Origin of the sequence: Lysinibacillus sp. RC46, assembly GCF_041262385.1 — a bacterium.
Taxonomy (GTDB): domain Bacteria; phylum Bacillota; class Bacilli; order Bacillales_A; family Planococcaceae; genus Lysinibacillus.
In genome coordinates, this window is record NZ_JBGCCF010000033.1 from 24,666 (window position 1) to 40,944 (window position 16,279).

At 34.7% G+C, this 16,279-nt stretch carries 16 protein-coding genes and 1 pseudogene; 13 read left to right on the forward strand and 4 right to left on the reverse strand.

Annotation, left to right across the window (positions count from 1 at the left end):
* The first annotated feature begins 41 nt into the window (after positions 1–41).
* The 6 genes from ABH966_RS22385 to ABH966_RS22410 all read left to right on the forward strand — a co-directional run bounded on the left by ABH966_RS22385 (position 42) and on the right by ABH966_RS22410 (position 4,193).
* Complete coding sequence (locus tag ABH966_RS22385) at positions 42–779, forward strand: urease accessory protein UreH domain-containing protein (RefSeq protein WP_370082304.1); 738 nt, start codon at positions 42–44, stop codon at positions 777–779.
* 93 nt (positions 780–872) lie between these two features.
* The gene (locus ABH966_RS22390) at positions 873–1,778 is read left to right on the forward strand and encodes an aminoglycoside phosphotransferase family protein (protein WP_370082306.1); all 906 of its coding nucleotides are present in this window, start codon (positions 873–875) and stop codon (positions 1,776–1,778) included.
* Positions 1,779–2,002: 224 nt separating this feature from the next.
* Positions 2,003–2,326: a YnfA family protein gene (locus ABH966_RS22395; RefSeq protein ID WP_370082308.1), complete on the forward strand. Its 324-nt coding sequence runs from the start codon at positions 2,003–2,005 to the stop codon at positions 2,324–2,326.
* Between the two features lie 171 nt (positions 2,327–2,497).
* The gene (locus ABH966_RS22400) at positions 2,498–3,013 is read left to right on the forward strand and encodes an RNA polymerase sigma factor (protein ID WP_370082310.1); all 516 of its coding nucleotides are present in this window, start codon (positions 2,498–2,500) and stop codon (positions 3,011–3,013) included.
* Positions 3,003–3,608, forward strand: coding sequence for a zf-HC2 domain-containing protein (locus ABH966_RS22405; RefSeq protein WP_370082312.1), 606 nt, complete (start codon positions 3,003–3,005; stop codon positions 3,606–3,608). The genes ABH966_RS22400 and ABH966_RS22405 overlap by 11 nt, the downstream gene beginning before the upstream one ends.
* A 177-nt stretch (positions 3,609–3,785) precedes the next feature.
* Entirely contained in the window at positions 3,786–4,193 is a 408-nt protein-coding gene (locus ABH966_RS22410; protein ID WP_370082371.1) for a GNAT family N-acetyltransferase, read from the forward strand.
* A 91-nt stretch (positions 4,194–4,284) separates the two neighbouring features.
* Here the strand turns inward: ABH966_RS22410 and ABH966_RS22415 are convergent, their stop codons facing one another.
* Positions 4,285–5,043, reverse strand: a complete 759-nt coding sequence (locus tag ABH966_RS22415; protein ID WP_370082314.1) for a methyltransferase domain-containing protein — start codon at positions 5,041–5,043, stop codon at positions 4,285–4,287.
* A 341-nt stretch (positions 5,044–5,384) separates the two neighbouring features.
* Between ABH966_RS22415 and ytaF the strand changes: the two genes are divergently transcribed.
* From ytaF to ABH966_RS22430, 3 genes are all read left to right on the forward strand, one after another.
* On the forward strand, positions 5,385–6,017 hold the full coding sequence (ytaF, locus tag ABH966_RS22420; RefSeq protein ID WP_370082316.1) for a sporulation membrane protein YtaF: 633 nt from the start codon (positions 5,385–5,387) through the stop codon (positions 6,015–6,017).
* 316 nt (positions 6,018–6,333) lie between these two features.
* Positions 6,334–6,987 (forward strand): DUF1232 domain-containing protein, encoded by a 654-nt coding sequence (locus tag ABH966_RS22425; protein WP_370082318.1) that lies wholly within the window; start codon positions 6,334–6,336, stop codon positions 6,985–6,987.
* A 102-nt stretch (positions 6,988–7,089) separates the two neighbouring features.
* Positions 7,090–8,028 carry an LCP family protein gene (locus ABH966_RS22430; protein WP_370082320.1) on the forward strand — a complete coding sequence of 313 codons (939 nt, stop codon included), beginning with the start codon at positions 7,090–7,092 and terminating at the stop codon, positions 8,026–8,028.
* A 152-nt stretch (positions 8,029–8,180) separates the two neighbouring features.
* On the opposite strand, the gene ABH966_RS22435 is transcribed toward ABH966_RS22430, so the two are convergent.
* The 3 genes from ABH966_RS22435 to ABH966_RS22445 form a co-directional block, all read right to left on the reverse strand.
* Complete coding sequence (locus ABH966_RS22435; protein WP_370082322.1) at positions 8,181–8,945, reverse strand: hypothetical protein; 765 nt, start codon at positions 8,943–8,945, stop codon at positions 8,181–8,183.
* A gap of 152 nt (positions 8,946–9,097) precedes the next feature.
* Positions 9,098–10,480, reverse strand: coding sequence for a Na+/H+ antiporter NhaC (nhaC, locus tag ABH966_RS22440; RefSeq protein ID WP_370082324.1), 1,383 nt, complete (start codon positions 10,478–10,480; stop codon positions 9,098–9,100).
* A 390-nt stretch (positions 10,481–10,870) separates the two neighbouring features.
* Positions 10,871–11,638, reverse strand: a complete 768-nt coding sequence (locus ABH966_RS22445) for a sulfite exporter TauE/SafE family protein (RefSeq protein WP_370082326.1) — start codon at positions 11,636–11,638, stop codon at positions 10,871–10,873.
* A 387-nt stretch (positions 11,639–12,025) separates the two neighbouring features.
* Here ABH966_RS22445 and ABH966_RS22450 point away from each other — a divergent pair, with 387 nt between their 5' ends.
* The 4 genes and pseudogenes from ABH966_RS22450 to ABH966_RS22465 form a co-directional block, all read left to right on the forward strand.
* The gene (locus tag ABH966_RS22450; protein ID WP_370082328.1) at positions 12,026–12,646 is read left to right on the forward strand and encodes a DUF47 domain-containing protein; all 621 of its coding nucleotides are present in this window, start codon (positions 12,026–12,028) and stop codon (positions 12,644–12,646) included.
* Positions 12,647–12,661: 15 nt separating this feature from the next.
* The gene (locus ABH966_RS22455; protein WP_370082330.1) at positions 12,662–13,678 is read left to right on the forward strand and encodes an inorganic phosphate transporter; all 1,017 of its coding nucleotides are present in this window, start codon (positions 12,662–12,664) and stop codon (positions 13,676–13,678) included.
* A 311-nt stretch (positions 13,679–13,989) separates the two neighbouring features.
* On the forward strand, positions 13,990–14,391 hold the full coding sequence (locus tag ABH966_RS22460; protein WP_370082373.1) for a BlaI/MecI/CopY family transcriptional regulator: 402 nt from the start codon (positions 13,990–13,992) through the stop codon (positions 14,389–14,391).
* A 2-nt stretch (positions 14,392–14,393) separates the two neighbouring features.
* Positions 14,394–15,535, forward strand: a pseudogene (locus ABH966_RS22465) (M56 family metallopeptidase); the annotation flags it as partial.
* Positions 15,536–16,279 lie beyond the last annotated feature (744 nt).

Genomic DNA, 16,279 nt, shown 5'->3' on the forward strand with positions numbered 1-16,279 from the left:
TCTGTAATCGTACTTTAATAAAAAATAGAAGGTGTTTTTAGATGTATAGTTTAATGTCCAAAATAAGCCAATTCATTAGTGACCCTATTACAGTATTTTTGAACTCCTATGAACATTCTCCTTTCATTGTTGCGATACTTCTTGGTTTAATAGGCGCTTTAGCACCTTGTCAATTAACGGGGAATATAAGTGCAATCACTTTTTATGGAAATCGGACATTTCAAACGAAAAATAATTGGCAAGAAATTGTATTTTTTATTCTAGGGAAAGTTGTTGTATTTAGTTTAATAGGTTTCTTCGCCTGGCTTTTCGGTCAGTCCTTTGAAACTGAGATGACTCAGTATTTTCCTGTTTTTCGCAAAGCAATTGGTCCAATCATGTTCATAACAGGGCTCGTGCTAATTGGAATTTTAAAATTGAAATTTCTAAATCAAATTCCTAAGTACATTCCGGCAGTTATAAAAGAGGGGAAATTGGGCTCCTTTCTGATGGGGGCTAGTTTTTCAATAGCCTTTTGCCCTACGATGTTTGTGCTATTTTTCGTGTGGTTAATGCCAACAGTCGTAAGCTCTTCGTATGGGGTAGTTTTACCGGCCATTTTTGGAATAGCAACTTCTGTACCACTACTAGTGATGCTGGGGCTTATTCATTTTTTTGACGCAAAAAGATTCATTATGCGTACAAGCATGAAAATGGGACGAGTGATTCAAATTGTAGCGGGTGTTATTCTGATTATTATAGGGGTAGCAGATACGATTACATACTGGGGATTGTATTAAAGAGGAAGAAGCGCCTTTGCCCCTATACGCTACAGAGCATTTAAACATCGAAATTGGAGTTGCATTCCATATTTTATCTAAAGGAGGGAATACATGATTGAACAATTATTGAAAGAGATACCTTTGCTAAAAGATTATCGAGAGTGGAAGAGAATTAATAAGGGGTTTTCTTCAGATGAAAAGTATTTCATTTCTCTTAAAAATAGTAATGAAAAATATATGATAAGATTTTTTCCAATTAATCAATTTGAAGATAGAGAAAAGGAGTTTGCAATATTAAAAACAATTGGGACTTATACAAATAAAGCAATTAAAGCGATTGAGATTGGGGAAATTCAAGGTCGAGGTTATATAGTAACCACTTATATTGATGGGAATGATGTTGAAGCTGAATTGTTAGTATTAACAGAAAAAGAGCAATATCAATTAGGTTTTGAAGCAGGGCAAGAGCTTTTGAATCTACATAAGATACAAGCACCTAAACATATAGAATCATGGTATGAACGAAAAAGTCTAAAGCATAAAAAATATGTAGAGGCATATCTAGCATGCCCAATAAAAATTGATCAAGATGAAAAAATCCTACAATTTATAGATAATCATATGTTGTTGATGGAAAATCGCCCTAATATCTTTCAACATGATGACTATCATCCAAGTAATTTAATTGCACAGGAAGGGAAATTAAACGGAATTATTGATTTTGGGAGATATGATTGGGGTGATCCGATTCATGAATTTTTGAAAATCGGTATTTTCACACGAAATATTAGCGTTCCTTTTTCCATTGGTCAAATAAAAGGTTATTTTAATGGTGAAGAGCCAAATGATGAATTTTGGACTTTGTATAGTCTATATTTAGCCATGTGTGTATTTTCAACAGTTGTATGGACATTAAAAACAATTCCAGAAGATATGGATAATATGCGAAATAAAATTAGTATCTTCCTAGATGATCATCAGTATTTTAGTAATGTAAAACCAAGTTGGTATACATAAAACACAGACAGCTATTACGATTCTCCTTCTAACAGGAGAAAGGGGAGTTTAGTAAATATAGCGATATATACAACTTACAATATCTCGCATATCTCCTGTTAAAAAACAACCTTCTGCTTATGGTTGCCCAGGAGGTAAGCTGAATTTTTTGATTTTATTAATGGTAACGTGCTTTTATGTATAATAGAGTAGATACTGAAACATATACAGAAAGAGTGAAAAAAATGATTAGTGCAACATTATTATTTATCCTCGCAGGAATTGGCGAGATAGGGGGCGGCTATTTAATTTGGCTTTGGTTAAGAGAAGGTAAACCATTTTATTGGGGAATTATAGGCGGGATTGTGTTAGCTTTATATGGAGTTGTCGCTACTTTTCAGTCCTTCCCAACCTTTGGAAGGGTCTACGCTGCCTATGGAGGTGTCTTTATCGTCCTATCTATTTTATGGGGATGGGGAATCGACGGGAAAAAACCAGACAACTTGGATTTCGTTGGAGCTGGTATTTGTTTAATTGGTGTTTTGGTGATTTTAATACCTCGTTCATGATAGATAGTATGTTTTTATAACCTTCACAATTTGAGTAAAATCATGATTGTGAAGGGTTTTTTATTTTAAATTAAAAATTTAATTTAAAAAAATAAAAATTTTTGTAACGAATCTTCTTTAAAATCTATATATAAGTATCCACCGTTAAAAGTAGAGAGAGGAGGGAGGAAAGTGGAGGATTTAAGTGAAATATACAAATCTTATGCAGATGAAGTAAAGCGGTTTCTTATTTGTTTAACAACTAACGTGGATTTAGCTGAGGAACTAACGCAAGAAACTTTTTATCAAGCTGTAAAGTCAATTGACCGATACAATGGTGAATGTAAGATGTCTGTTTGGTTATGCCAAATTGCAAAGCATACATACTATAACCATTTAAAAAAGGAAAAACGTTATAGCCATAGTAGTGTAGAACAAATGTTGGAAGTGGGGTTGGATGTTCCATCTAATTCGGAATTACCAGACGTAGAGCTTGCCAATCGTACTACATTTATTTCCTTACATAGAGAAATTCATCAATTAAAAGAACCGTATCGTGAAATATTTTTACTTAGAACTTCCGTCAATCTTAGTTTTAAGGAAATTGGAGAGATATTCGATAAAAGTGAGAACTGGGCAAGGGTAACGTATTATCGAGCTAAATTAAAATTAGTAGAAAGGGTCCGAGGTGATCATGATGAATTGTAATATTATAAAGGATTTATTACCCTCATATATTGATGGAATTTGTAGTGAAGATACTACTAAAGTTGTCGAGGAACATTTACATCATTGTGAAGAGTGTCGATTGTATCTAGAAGTGATGGAGCAGCCAACAAATGATATTCTGCCAGAAGAAGTTATAATCGCAAAAGCACCATTTAAAAGAATAAATAAAAAGCGTCGTATTCAAGTTTTAATTTCCATTTTGATTACTTTTATTATTACAATTATAGGCTCTTTTGTTGTTCAAGAAGTGGGAGCTGTGCATAATTTCTTTTTTCCAAAGAATATGACAACTGTATATGTAACAGATGATAAGGAAGAGTGGAATGCAGTATATTTCGACAATAAAGAGTATTTTAAGTTTGATAGTATATTTTGGAACAAGGAAATCGTTAATGATGCAAATAATGACGGTGAAGTACTTCTAAGAATTAAAGATGCAAATGGTCAAGTTATAGTAGACGAATTTCACATTTCGCCCGGGAAAAGCAAGAAATTGGAGGGATTAAAGAAGAACGTAAACTATTACCTCGAGATTAAAGCTAAAAAAGGCGAATTTTTCATTAATGTAGTTTGAAATATTATTAGTTACAAAGTTATTTAACGTAAAAGTCATTGAAGAAGGATTTATAGAATTTGAATCGAATATTTTATAGTAATCCCAGAAATGTTTGGAGGTCGCAATTTTGCTACTTTATTTTTGAGATATATCATCCACCTAAAAATTTAAAGAAAATTTAGGAGCTGATATATGATGATATACAAAAATTCTCTTGATGGAATTTCTTCTGAAATGTTGAATGGCTTTTTTGTAGATTGGCTGAATCCACCTAATCCACAAACTCACTTAAAGCTGTTAACAAACAGTAGTAAGGTGGTCATTGCTTTAGATGATTATACGAATCAAGTAGTTGGATTTATAACAGCGATTAGTGATGGAGTTCTATCTGCTTACATTCCGTTCCTTGAAGTTTTGCCAGAGTATAAAAATAAAGGTATTGGCAAGGAATTAGTCAAACAAATGTTAAATGAACTTGATGATATCTATATGGTTGATTTGTGTTGTGATGATGACTTAGTTCCTTATTATGAGAAGTTTAGAATGATAAAATCAAACGGGATGCTCGTTAGAAATTACGAAATGCAGTCTGGAATTAAATAAACATAAAGAAAAACGCTTGGATATTTCCAAGCGTTTTTACGTGCTTCGTTACTCATCGAAGCTTTCTGTGATTTCATTTGTGAAATGGCTGTTATTTTTTTATTGCAACAAAGCGTAATCTGCAATAATCAGCAACCCATTGATGATCCTGATAAAATTTTGGCTTTAATAATTCTTCACATTTCTCATAAATCTGTTCTTTTTCAGTTTCTGATAAATGTTTTAGCATATTATTACTGAACATCACTAGCCAATTACGTAACCCATCCTCGCCTTGAAGGGGTGTTGGGCGCTCATATAGCGTAATCATTTCAACTGTAAATCCAGCGCCTTCCAACTTCGCCTGATATTCTTCTAAAGTTGGAAAATACCATGGGAAATAATCCTCGATATAAGAAAATTTTAATTCCTCCATACTTTTTTGCAGTGCCCAAACAATAGAAGCAATATTACCGTGTCCACCCATTTCAGCGACGAAACGCCCACCTTGTTTTAGTGCATTGTAAATATTTTGAATGACTTCATTCGGCTGTTTCATCCAATGTAATGCAGCATTTGAAAAGACTGCATCGAATTGATTTGTCATCTGAAGTGCGGTAGCATCCATTGTGTGAAAAGTAATGTTTGGGTATTTTTGCTGTGCAGCGATAATCATGTCATGGGAAGCATCTATCCCTTGAACATTGGCACCAAGAGCTGCAATTTCAAGGGCTAAATCACCTGTGCCACAACCCACATCTAAAATTCCTTCATTTTTTTGTGGTGCAAGTAAATCCACTAAGCTCCCTCCAAATTTTGAAACAAAGTCATGCTTTTGATCATACAAATTGGCATTCCATTTTGTTGTCATTGTCTCTCATCTCCTTTCTTTGAGCTTACCAGAGAGTTTAATTGAACAGAAATGCGTAAAATGATCAGTTTTGATTCCACATTGGAATATAAGAGGGATTAACGCTGTAATAATACGATACCGCCTTCTGACTAATACTCGTTAACTCAATTAGTTCATTGAAAGCTCCAACCAGAATGTAATCAACCTCACGCTATGCTGATAGCCAATATTTTTTATTAATTCGCACACTTTATTGTGTTACTAAGATAATGTTGTTTTTTTGTCAACGTTTTTCGGATAAATAGGCACCATTTGTCAATACGAGTAATATGATATAAAAAAATAAGGGATGTGGTACGGTGAATTGGTTAATCATTTTGGCTTTTACTTTTTCTTCCAGCATTGACAATTTGGGTGTCGGTCTTTCTTACGGAATTCGTAAGATAAATGTTAGATTTGATAAAAATATTTTAATCTCGGTTATTTGTTTTCTTATGAGTATGGGAGGCATTTCATTTGGTGTATGGATGTCAAAAATTCTTCCAGGTATGCTTCCTGTGATCATTGGAGCGTTATTATTATTTATCATCGGAATTCGGATAATTCTGTTGGCTAAACCGCGGAAACAAGAGACTTCAATAGTGGATAGTAACAATGAAATGCAGTCCAATAATGTTCAAGGTATTTTAAGAAATCCCGAGGAAGCTCATTTCAATAAGTCTGGGGAAATTGGATGGGGAGAAGCTGTACTTCTCGGTATTGCCTTATCGGCGAATGCACTTACGAATGGGGTAGGTGCAGGTTTACTCGGTCTTTCGCCGCTTGTCATCTCGATACTTGCTGCAATTGGGAGTTTTATTACTGTTTGGTTAGGTGTCAGTTTAGGAAGTAAAGTAGCAGATGTTCGGATCGGCACATTTACTGTAGGTCAATTTGGAACAATTATTAGTGGAGTAATGTTGTTAATAATTGCTTTTGCAGCATTCTTTTAACTTCTTTAGTGGACGCAATTATGTGTCGGGACTTAAATGGTTTATGTGTTGACAAAATGTCAACGTAATTATACACTTCTTGAGAATGATAATTTAACATATTTCAGAGGGTGTTCAAACATTTGTACTTGTCGCTACGCTTTTGGTACAAAAGACATCCGCTGAAATAGAGGAACTCAGTTCTAAAAACGCCACGTCCTGTGGCATTTATTTACAAAGCCTCCGGTGGATGTCACGGAATTATGCCGAGGTATAATTGATTTATTAGACGACTGCTTTAAGTCACGTTAGTCACCGTAAGAAGGGAGAATCGAAAATGGCTGAACAGAGTAACAGTAATACTCTAGGTTTATTACTGAGACAGTTATTGAAAGAACGTTCATTATCTATGCGGAAGTTTAGTGAACTCACTGGAATCGATACAGCTACGATCTCACGGATAATAAATGATAAGAGAAAAGCGACACCACAACATTTAGAAAAATTTGCTGACTGCCTTGAAGTTCCTTTAATCAATCTTTTTGAAGCAGCAGGATACCCGATTGAACAGAAACAAGAAGAGTCAGATTCAGATGATATTCATACGTCTGTTGATGCAATACAAGCTCTTCTTAAGTCTTCAAATGTTTACGATAATGAATTTTCGGTGTCCAATGTTGAACAGAAACTTGAAAGCTATGGATTATATGCGCAAACAGAAGAAGGTAAAAATACGATTCTTAAGGATTTTGACGAAAAAATTAAGAGTGTAGGAAGCATTGGCCCTTTTATAAACCAATTAAAAGAGTTATATGGAAAATTCACATCGGGGAAAGGAACACTTTTTGAACTAACTTTAATTGGAAGTACATTATTATATTTTATTATTCCAGTAGATGTAATACCGGATTATTTATTTCCTATTGGTTATTTAGATGATGCAATAGCTGTACAGCTTACTACAAAGGCGTTACTAAATAGAATAACTTAGATTTTAACTTCTTTTAGCGTGCGCAAACATCCGCTGAAAGAAGTAAAAGCCTCCGGACGCAATGATACCGTGGCATAATTGAAATGATAGGTGGATTGATTTATGAGAAGAAGCAAAAAGAGCCGTAAATGGCTAAGGAATTTGTTCTTAGCATTCGCATTAGTAATCGTAGCAGGGATTATTTATGGGGTTTACCAATACAATAGTGGATTGGCTATGGCAGACGACAGTCATATAAACGATAACGAAAAGGCGTTTGATCCATTTGAAGGTGCGGATGTGCAATTTGGTCAGATTAATGTGCTATTAATAGGCAGTGACGCTAGAGATGAGGATGGTAGATCGGATAGTTTAATGATTGCACACTATGATCAAACGACAAATGATGTCAAACTTGTTTCGATTATGAGGGATACGTATGTCGACATCCCAGATTACGGAATGAATAAAATAAATGCTGCTTTTGCTTTAGGAGGTCCTGAACTTGTAAGGAAAACAATTAAGCAAAATTTTGATATTGATGTAAATTACTACGCTCTCGTGGATTTTAAAGGATTCCCTAAAATTATAGATCTTTTAGCACCTGATGGGATAGAGGTTGATATTCCTTATGAAATGTCTCATGGAATTGGTATGACATTACATCCTGGGGAACAAGTTTTACATGGTAACGAGTTATTAGGTTATGTACGATTCCGCCATGATCGTTTAAGTGATTTTGGGCGAGTGGAACGCCAGCAAGAGGTTTTAGGTAAGGTGAAAGAACAAATCGGTGTTTCAAGCTTAATGAATTTGCCAAAAATACTTGGCGTTGCAGATTCCTACATTGATACAAATGTAGATAATAAAACGATCCTTACAATTGCAAAAGGGATTGTAAATGGAAAATCTAAAGGTATTGACACTTTACGAATTCCTGTTGCAGATGCTTATGAAGACAAACGTGTCGATGTAGGTGACGTTTTGGATATTGACTTTGATAAGAACAAACAAGCATTAGAAGACTTTTTATCATCAAAGGACAATGGGAAAAATGACTAAGAGACTTGATGAGACAAAAGGTAACAATATAATTAAATAGTCAGCAGGGCAAAAATTAGAGTATGTTTTGAAAAATTATTTCAAAACATACTCTTTTGTTATTTTATGTTTTAATTGAGGTTCTTATATCTTGTAGTTAAAGTAAAGAAAGGTTATTTAGCAATATGAATAACAGTTAATTTCATTTTTTGATTATCTGGATTTAATTCATATTGTTCCCCAGACTTTGTAGTAATTGTTGCTGCTTCGCCTGTATACTTTTCATCCATATAAGCGAAGACAAAATTCTCAGTTTCAATAGAAATCATTTCACCAGCTTTACCTTCGACAAAATGTTGTAAACTGTATCCAGCTGTACTATATGTAAAAACAGCAATGGTTGGTGAATCATCGACTTCTAAAGCAAAAACAGTTAATCCATCTCCGTTAAACCAAAAATCTTTTTTTGTAATGAGAGGTATATTTTTATCGAGTGTATATTCTTCAAAAAAGTGTAATTCGATCACCTTCCATAGATTCTCTTGTGTAGGGTATTCCTCTTTTGTCCATGTAGAGACTTGCGTAACTTTTCCGTGTTTATCAACTCTAAGATTGACGCCAATTTGAGGTGTTTCCATTGCATGCACACTAAACTGACCAACTGTATAGCCAGGCTCAAAATGCTCAGGCGTTACCGAAAATTGTTGATTAGGATGTGTTTGGTTCAAATAAGCTTCTAATTGAATATACCTTTCTGCATGAGTTTTGATTTTTAAAGTAGGATAGTAAACAATATAGCTTATATAACTGATAATCAGTAGAATAATAATAGCTAATACGCATTTTTTTCGTTTTCTAAAAATGAAAGCGATTAGTAAAATAATGATTAATAGAGCAAGAGCAATCACGCTAAAATAAATTGATTCAGCTGGTGTCAATTCTATACCCCCTCGAATAAAACCAGTTATTATTTTTAGCATAGCAGAAGAAAGTAAGATAAAACACATAAAGTCGTTAAATATCCATTTAAAGTCAAAATTATAGAGGGAGATAGAAAAAAGGTAGCTGACGAATTCATCAGCTACCAATCTTATTTTTCAAGCTTTGTTAATGTTTTACCGCTCCAACCAAAGATAATCGTCAAAATTGGTCCGAGTAGACAGAAGAAGGTAAATGGCAGATAAGTTGTTGTTGGAATATCTAGTACACTAGCTATGAAAATACCACAAACACTCCACGGAACAAGAGGATTGACTACAGTACCTGCGTCCTCCATAACACGGGATAAATTTTTAGGGGCAAGTCCAACCTTCTCAAATTGTGCTTTAAAAGCTTCACCAGTAAGTAGGATAGATAAATACTGCTCACCAATTAATGTGTTAACACCAATCCCCGTAATAGCAGCTCCTGTAATGACAGAGCCAGCACTTTTAAAGAGGCTCTCTACCTTCGCTAAAATACTTTGAATAATGCCGAGCGTAAATAATAGACCACCCATTGTTAATGCTAATAAGACTAAGGCAATTGTAGATAGCATACTGTTCATACCACCACGACTCAGTAATGCATCCACGTCTTTATTCTCCGTAGTAGATACATAGCCTTCAAAAAGCATTTTAAAGACATTTGAGAGTGCAATCGGTTCTTGTATGTAGGCAAGTCCAACACCAAGAATTGAGACGACTGCGAGTGTGATAAGTGCAGGCGCTTTATAAAAAGTCATAATAACAAGAACAACAATTGGCAATAATGTATACCAATGAATAAGACCAGTTGACAGTAATCCATCTTTAAATTGCTCAACTGTTTCAAATGAAGTATTTGCTTCTGTTGGCGATAATATTGCATAAAGAACGAATGAGATTGCGAATGCTGGAATCGTTGTCCAACCCATATTTTTAATATGCTCGAAAAGATCGACGCCAACCGTACCAGATGCAAGATTGGTTGTATCCGATAACGGAGACATTTTATCGCCAAAGAAAGCTCCTGAAACAATCGCACCAGCTGTTATCGCTAAAGAGATGTCCATTGCACCGGCAATTCCCATAAAGGCAACGCCTACAGTTGCTACAGTAGTTAAAGAACTACCAACAGAAACACCAACGATACTACAAATCAAAAATACGATTGCAAAGAAAAAGCTTGGTGTAACTGTTAAAAAGCCGTAGTAGATAAGTGTTGGAATCGTGCCACCCATAATCCAACTCGAAATTAAAATGCCAATAAAGAAGAAAATAAAAACTGCCCCAAGTCCAGCACTTGCACCAGCAATCATACCAGTTTCAAGCTCACGAAAAGGAACTTTTTTTAGTAATCCATAGGCAATTAAAAGTGAAATGACAAGAAAAATAGGTATATGGGGTGTTGCTTTTAAATACCCAATACTGACTGCCATCGTGGCAATTATTAATATAATTATAAAGCTTGCCTCAATAAATCGAGGGTTACTCTTAGCTTCTATTCGAAACATGCTAATCCTCCTACTAGTTACTTCTTCGCTTCAACGCGGTGAAGCCTAAAAGAATTATAGCACGCTAATAAATTTTGTCAATTGGCTGATAAATTTCGCCGATGAAATCGATAGTATTTCTCCTTGGTGATTTTTTAAAACTGGACCTTAATGGCTCATCACCAAAAGTTGTGGATGACATTCATTAAAACGTATGCCTTGTATATTAGTTGATTGGAGTGGAGACTGGGCGACTCCTTGGGGATTAGCGTCACAGATGAGACCCTGCAGCCAAGCGAAGCGGCTCATCGGACGCCCCCAGGAAGCTTTGCTCTGTGCGAAAGCGAAGCGTCAGCAACAAAGCGCCCAGTTGGAACGGAAATCAACCACACGTTATGGTAATGATCCACCTTAATGAATACTGAAATAATCCCATGCATTTTTGACAATTAATGTACAAGTCATGATGATAAAAATAATACGCATCATTTTTGTCCCACGTTTTAGCGCAAATTTTGAACCCATTATCGCACCGAAAATCATGACGAAGCCCATAGGTAAACCGTATAAAAAATTAACCTTGCCTAATAGTAAAAACATAGCAAGCGCGGCTAAGTTCGACGTGAAATTAAAGGCTTTTGCATTACCCGCGGCCTGCAAGAAATCATTTCCCATCATTAGTAAAAGGAAAATAAAAAAAGAACCAGTGCCAGGTCCGAAGAAACCATCGTAAAAGCCAACAGCAGCAAAAGCGCCAACAAAGGCAATTTTTTTAACAGTACTTAATGTCTGCTCTTCAGGTTTCTGACCCCAATCTTTTTTGAAAACCGTATAAGCTGTAACTAGTACGAGCATAACAAGCATTAGAGGCTTTAAAATAGCTGGCGATACGAGATGCACAGTATATGCACCAATGAATGAACCAATAAAAATAAAAGGCATTATTTTCTTATTCTTTTTCACATCAACCTTGCCAGCTCGTAAAAAAGTTAACATGCTAGTCCCATTGCTAATTGTATTGGCGAGTTTGTTTGTGGCAATTGCTGTACTTGGGGGTAAACCAACAGCTAAAAGCGCAGGTAACGAAATTAATCCTCCGCCACCGACAATCGCATTTAAAAAGGATGCGATAAAGCCAAGTACTAAAAGGATTACAAGTGATAGTAAATCGATGTCCATATGTGATACCCACATCCTTATTTGTAAGATAAACTTTTCTTATAACAGTACTGCGAATTGTAATAAATGACAATGGAGGAATGTAAATATCGTTTACAATTCCTTAACATTGAAAACGATGAAAAAATTGAAGAAAAAATTGTTTTTTCAAGTATTTTTATAAAAATGAAAGAAAAAACGGTAATATTTAAAGAAAAATCGATAAATTTTGTTATCGAGTTTCCAACGTTTTCAACTTGGAAAAGTACCTAAAAATAATTGTGGCGAATTTTATATTACATTTTTGTAAATTCAACTATTTTATCTTTAAAAATCTGTAGAACTATGTGAAAGTTTTGTTATGATGATTGCAGAAATCGTCAATATTCATTCAACAGGAGGAACATGATGTTCAACTCAAACAAGCAAGATCCATTTTTTAAGGCATTGTTAAACATTTCTAAAAACGTGAAAGAAGGTATTTATTACGCTCATAACGCACGTATTGAAAATATAGATTCACTAAAAGAAATCGCAGACACAATGAAGCGATATGAAACAAGTGGAGATAAATTGATTCACGAGCTTATCGTTATGCTAAATAAATCATTTATGACACCTATCGAGCGTGAAGATATTTTATCACTTGCCAATAAATTAGATGATGTTATTGATGGAATGGAAGGCTGTATTGCTCATTTTGATATGTACAATTTAACAGAAGTTACAGACCCGATGCGCCAATTCTTAACATATATTGCGAAAAGTACAGACGAAATGGTCCAAGCAATGGAGCTATTAAATAGTAAAAAGCTTGTTGAAATGCGTAAACATGCTATTCAAATTAAGGACTATGAGCGTGAATGTGATGAAATTTTCCGCTCGTCTATGAAGCAATTATTTATTCAAGAAAAAGATCCGATGCGCATCATCGTCTTTAAGAGTATTTACGAACAATTTGAAGATATTGCAGACTACTGTCAAACTGTAGCAAATACAATTGAAACAATAATTATGCGTAACGCGTAAGATGGAGTGTAAGAAATGGATACGATATTACTGATAACAATATTAGTCGTTTTATTTGCACTTGTTTTCGATTTTATTAACGGCTTCCATGATACGGCCAATGCGATCGCAACTTCGGTATCAACAAGGGCATTAAAGCCACGTACCGCAATATATATGGCTGCAATTATGAACTTCATTGGAGCTATTACATTCGTTGGGGTAGCAAAAGCATTAACAAAGGATATTGTTGACCCATTCAGCTTAAATGCTTTTAATGGAGATACTACAGGTTCTGTCGTTATTTTAGCGGCATTATTATCAGCGATCACATGGAATTTAGTAACGTGGTACTTTGGAATTCCGTCTAGTTCATCGCATACATTGATCGGTTCTGTGGCTGGTGCTGCCATTGCGGCAGCTGGCTTTAATGTTTTGAACTATAGTGGCTTTATAAAAATTCTTCAGGCGCTTATTTTCTCACCATTACTTGCGTTTGCAGCTGGTTTCTTAATGATGTCTTTATTTAAAGTGTTATTTAAGGATATGAATTTATATCGAACGAATAAAGGCTTCCGGACAATGCAAATTGGTACAGCCGCTTTACAATCATTTACACACGGTACAAACGATGCACAAAAGGCGATGGGGATTATTACGCTCGCTTTAATTGCGGGAGGCTTGCATCACACAGACGATATTCCTTTCTGGGTACGTTTTGCAGCAGCCTGTGCGATGGGTCTTGGTACTTCTGTAGGTGGTTATAAAATCATCAAAACAGTCGGCGGCAAGATTATGAAAATCCGTCCAGTAAACGGGGTAGCAGCAGACCTTGCTTCTGCATCCATCATCTTCGGTGCGACATTAATCCATTTACCAGTATCTACAACACATGTTATTTCTTCATCTATCATGGGAGTAGGAACAGCACACCGTGTAAGAGGTGTTAAATGGGGCATGGCACGAAAAATCGTGACAACATGGGTAATCACCATGCCAATTTCCGCAGTCATGGCGGCAGCTATTTATTTCATATTAAGTTTATTTTTCTAACATAGTGGGAGGAATGCACAAATTGCGTGCATTCCTTTTTTTGTTTGATTAATAAGTAGGCTCGACGGATAGATATGGCAAGGTGAGGATAGGCCGAACAGGGCGAAGCGACGGAAAATCTGAGTAAACCGATGGATAGAAAAGGCGAAGCAGGAAAGCCCGAGCAGACAGATGGCTGGGAAAGAAGGCGACGGAAAGCATGAGCGTATTGTGAGCATCTATTTGAAAATTAAAATAAGATTGACAATTATTGATTACGAATGTAATATTTGTATATGGATTACATTTGTAATACAGGGGGTGAGTTTTATATTATGAAAGAATTACCTAAGATTTCCGAAGCTGAATTGGAAGTTATGAAAGTTCTTTGGTCAAAATCCCCACAAACAGCAAATGAAGTAATTAAAGTATTAGAGTCAACAACGGATTGGAAACCGAAGACAATTCGAACACTTATTAATCGATTAGTCCAAAAAGAAGCTATTTCTTACCATCAAGATACAGGGCGTATATATGCATATTTTCCTTTAGTGTCTCAAGATAAGTATCTTCAAGTAGAAACAGAATCATTACTTAAACGTTTCTATGGCGCAGCATTTAAACCTCTTCTTGTGAATTTCTTAAAAGAAGAAAAGTTGTCTTCAGAAGATATTAACGAACTCAAACGTATTCTGGATGAGAAGACTGAGGAAAATCAGAGGAAGGAAAGCTAATAATGATGGATATGTTTATAAACGTCTATCTACCTCACTTTTTTAATTGGTTGATAGAAACCTCAATTATGGCAAGTATTCTAGTTGTTCTAATCTTATTTGTAAAAATTTTGTTTAGAAATCAGCTAAATCCACGATGGCAATATCTACTTTGGATGATATTAATTGTAAGACTTTTATTGCCATGGTCTTTGAATAGTACCTACAGTATTTATTCTATCTTTTCATACAGTAATGGGACTGCTGTTACAACTGTTTCTTCTTCAAAAGAACATATGAAAGAATTGACAGATATAGACTATTCAAAGTTAGTTACTAAAGAAGATTCCTTTGCAACTGGTTCAACCCAAGTAGCTGAGGAAAATAAGAAACAAAGTCGCAATATTGCAAACCAAAACAATGAGACTTTTTCTTTTTATACAATCCTTATATACATTTGGCTTACTGGGGTTATCATTTTGGGCTTTACTACTATCATTATAAATAGGCGTTTACTTCACTTCATAAAAAAACAGCCTATGATTACAGATCAGAGAATTGTAAAAAATCTATGTCTGTTCAACAGGAAATCCCACTTTTTTTTGCTGGAAATATTTCAAGTCCAACTGTGGTCGGATTTATTAGGCCAAAGGTGTTATTGTCAGGTGTACACTCGGAAATATTAAATGAGCAACAGCTACGATACATTTTTCATCACGAATTAGCCCACATCAAACGAAGAAATGTTGGGGTGAATTGGCTTATGTATGGCTTACTCATTCTAAATTGGTTTAATCCTATTCTTTGGTATGCCTACTCATGTATGAGAGAAGATCAGGAATTAGCCTGTGATTCATTAGCTCTTACATATATAAATTCAGAGGAGCAACTTGCATACGGTCATACTATTATTAGCCTTTTAGAACACTACTCAAATTTTTATCAAATACCAAGTTTAGCAAACCTAAGTAGAAATAAAAAAACTTTGAAAAGGAGGATCCTTATGATAAAAAAATTCAAAAACTCTTATCGTTGGTCTGTATTTGGCGTTGCTACTTTAATCGCTGTCTCATCTATATCTTTAGTAAATGCAGGTGTAGATAAACCGACTAACCAGATGAATGAAAGTACGGAATTTAGTGAAGAAAAAGGGAAGACAGAGGTGGTCCAATTAAGTGTCAAAAATAGCGAACCAACAAACGGTCCACTTACAGAAGTAGGGCAGTGGAAATTTTTAGGAAATGGTTATAATAAAGCTACATTAGTTAATATAAAAAATGTAGACAAAACCTATGATATGGGTGCTATTAAATTTACTATTGAATCCATCAATTTTGTACAATTGACAAATTTACCTGAGTTTACTGTAAAACAAATCAAAGAGAAACATGGTAAAGATCTCAATGATGAATTAAATTTAATTGATATATCTTATAAAGTTGAAAATACAACCGATAAAGATATAGTTTTCCACCCTGTTGATACAGTTACAATTCCATCAAACATCTGATTCGCAAACCTTTATAAATAAAGTAGTCGATGAGAGGTATATTCTTATTCCCACTTTAGAGGTTCCATATAGTGAAATTAATACGATAAATATTATTACGAGTGATGTATTGAACAAGGAAAACTCTACAATTTCAAACCCGAGTAAAAACGTAGGTATTGATTTATAATATAAAAAATATTAATTGAAACACCTAGCTAAATTAAACTAACGGAGTGCTTTTCTTGAAGATCACTGAGTTGCATATGCAGCTCTTTTTTCTTATTGAACTAATGGTGCAGTTTAGTTCAGAAAGGAATTAAAGAATATATGCTAAAAACAGCTAAATGTAAAATAAAACTATAAACTATTTGAAGGAGAATTTATACTTAAAAGTAAAGTTTTTAGATATTTAATATT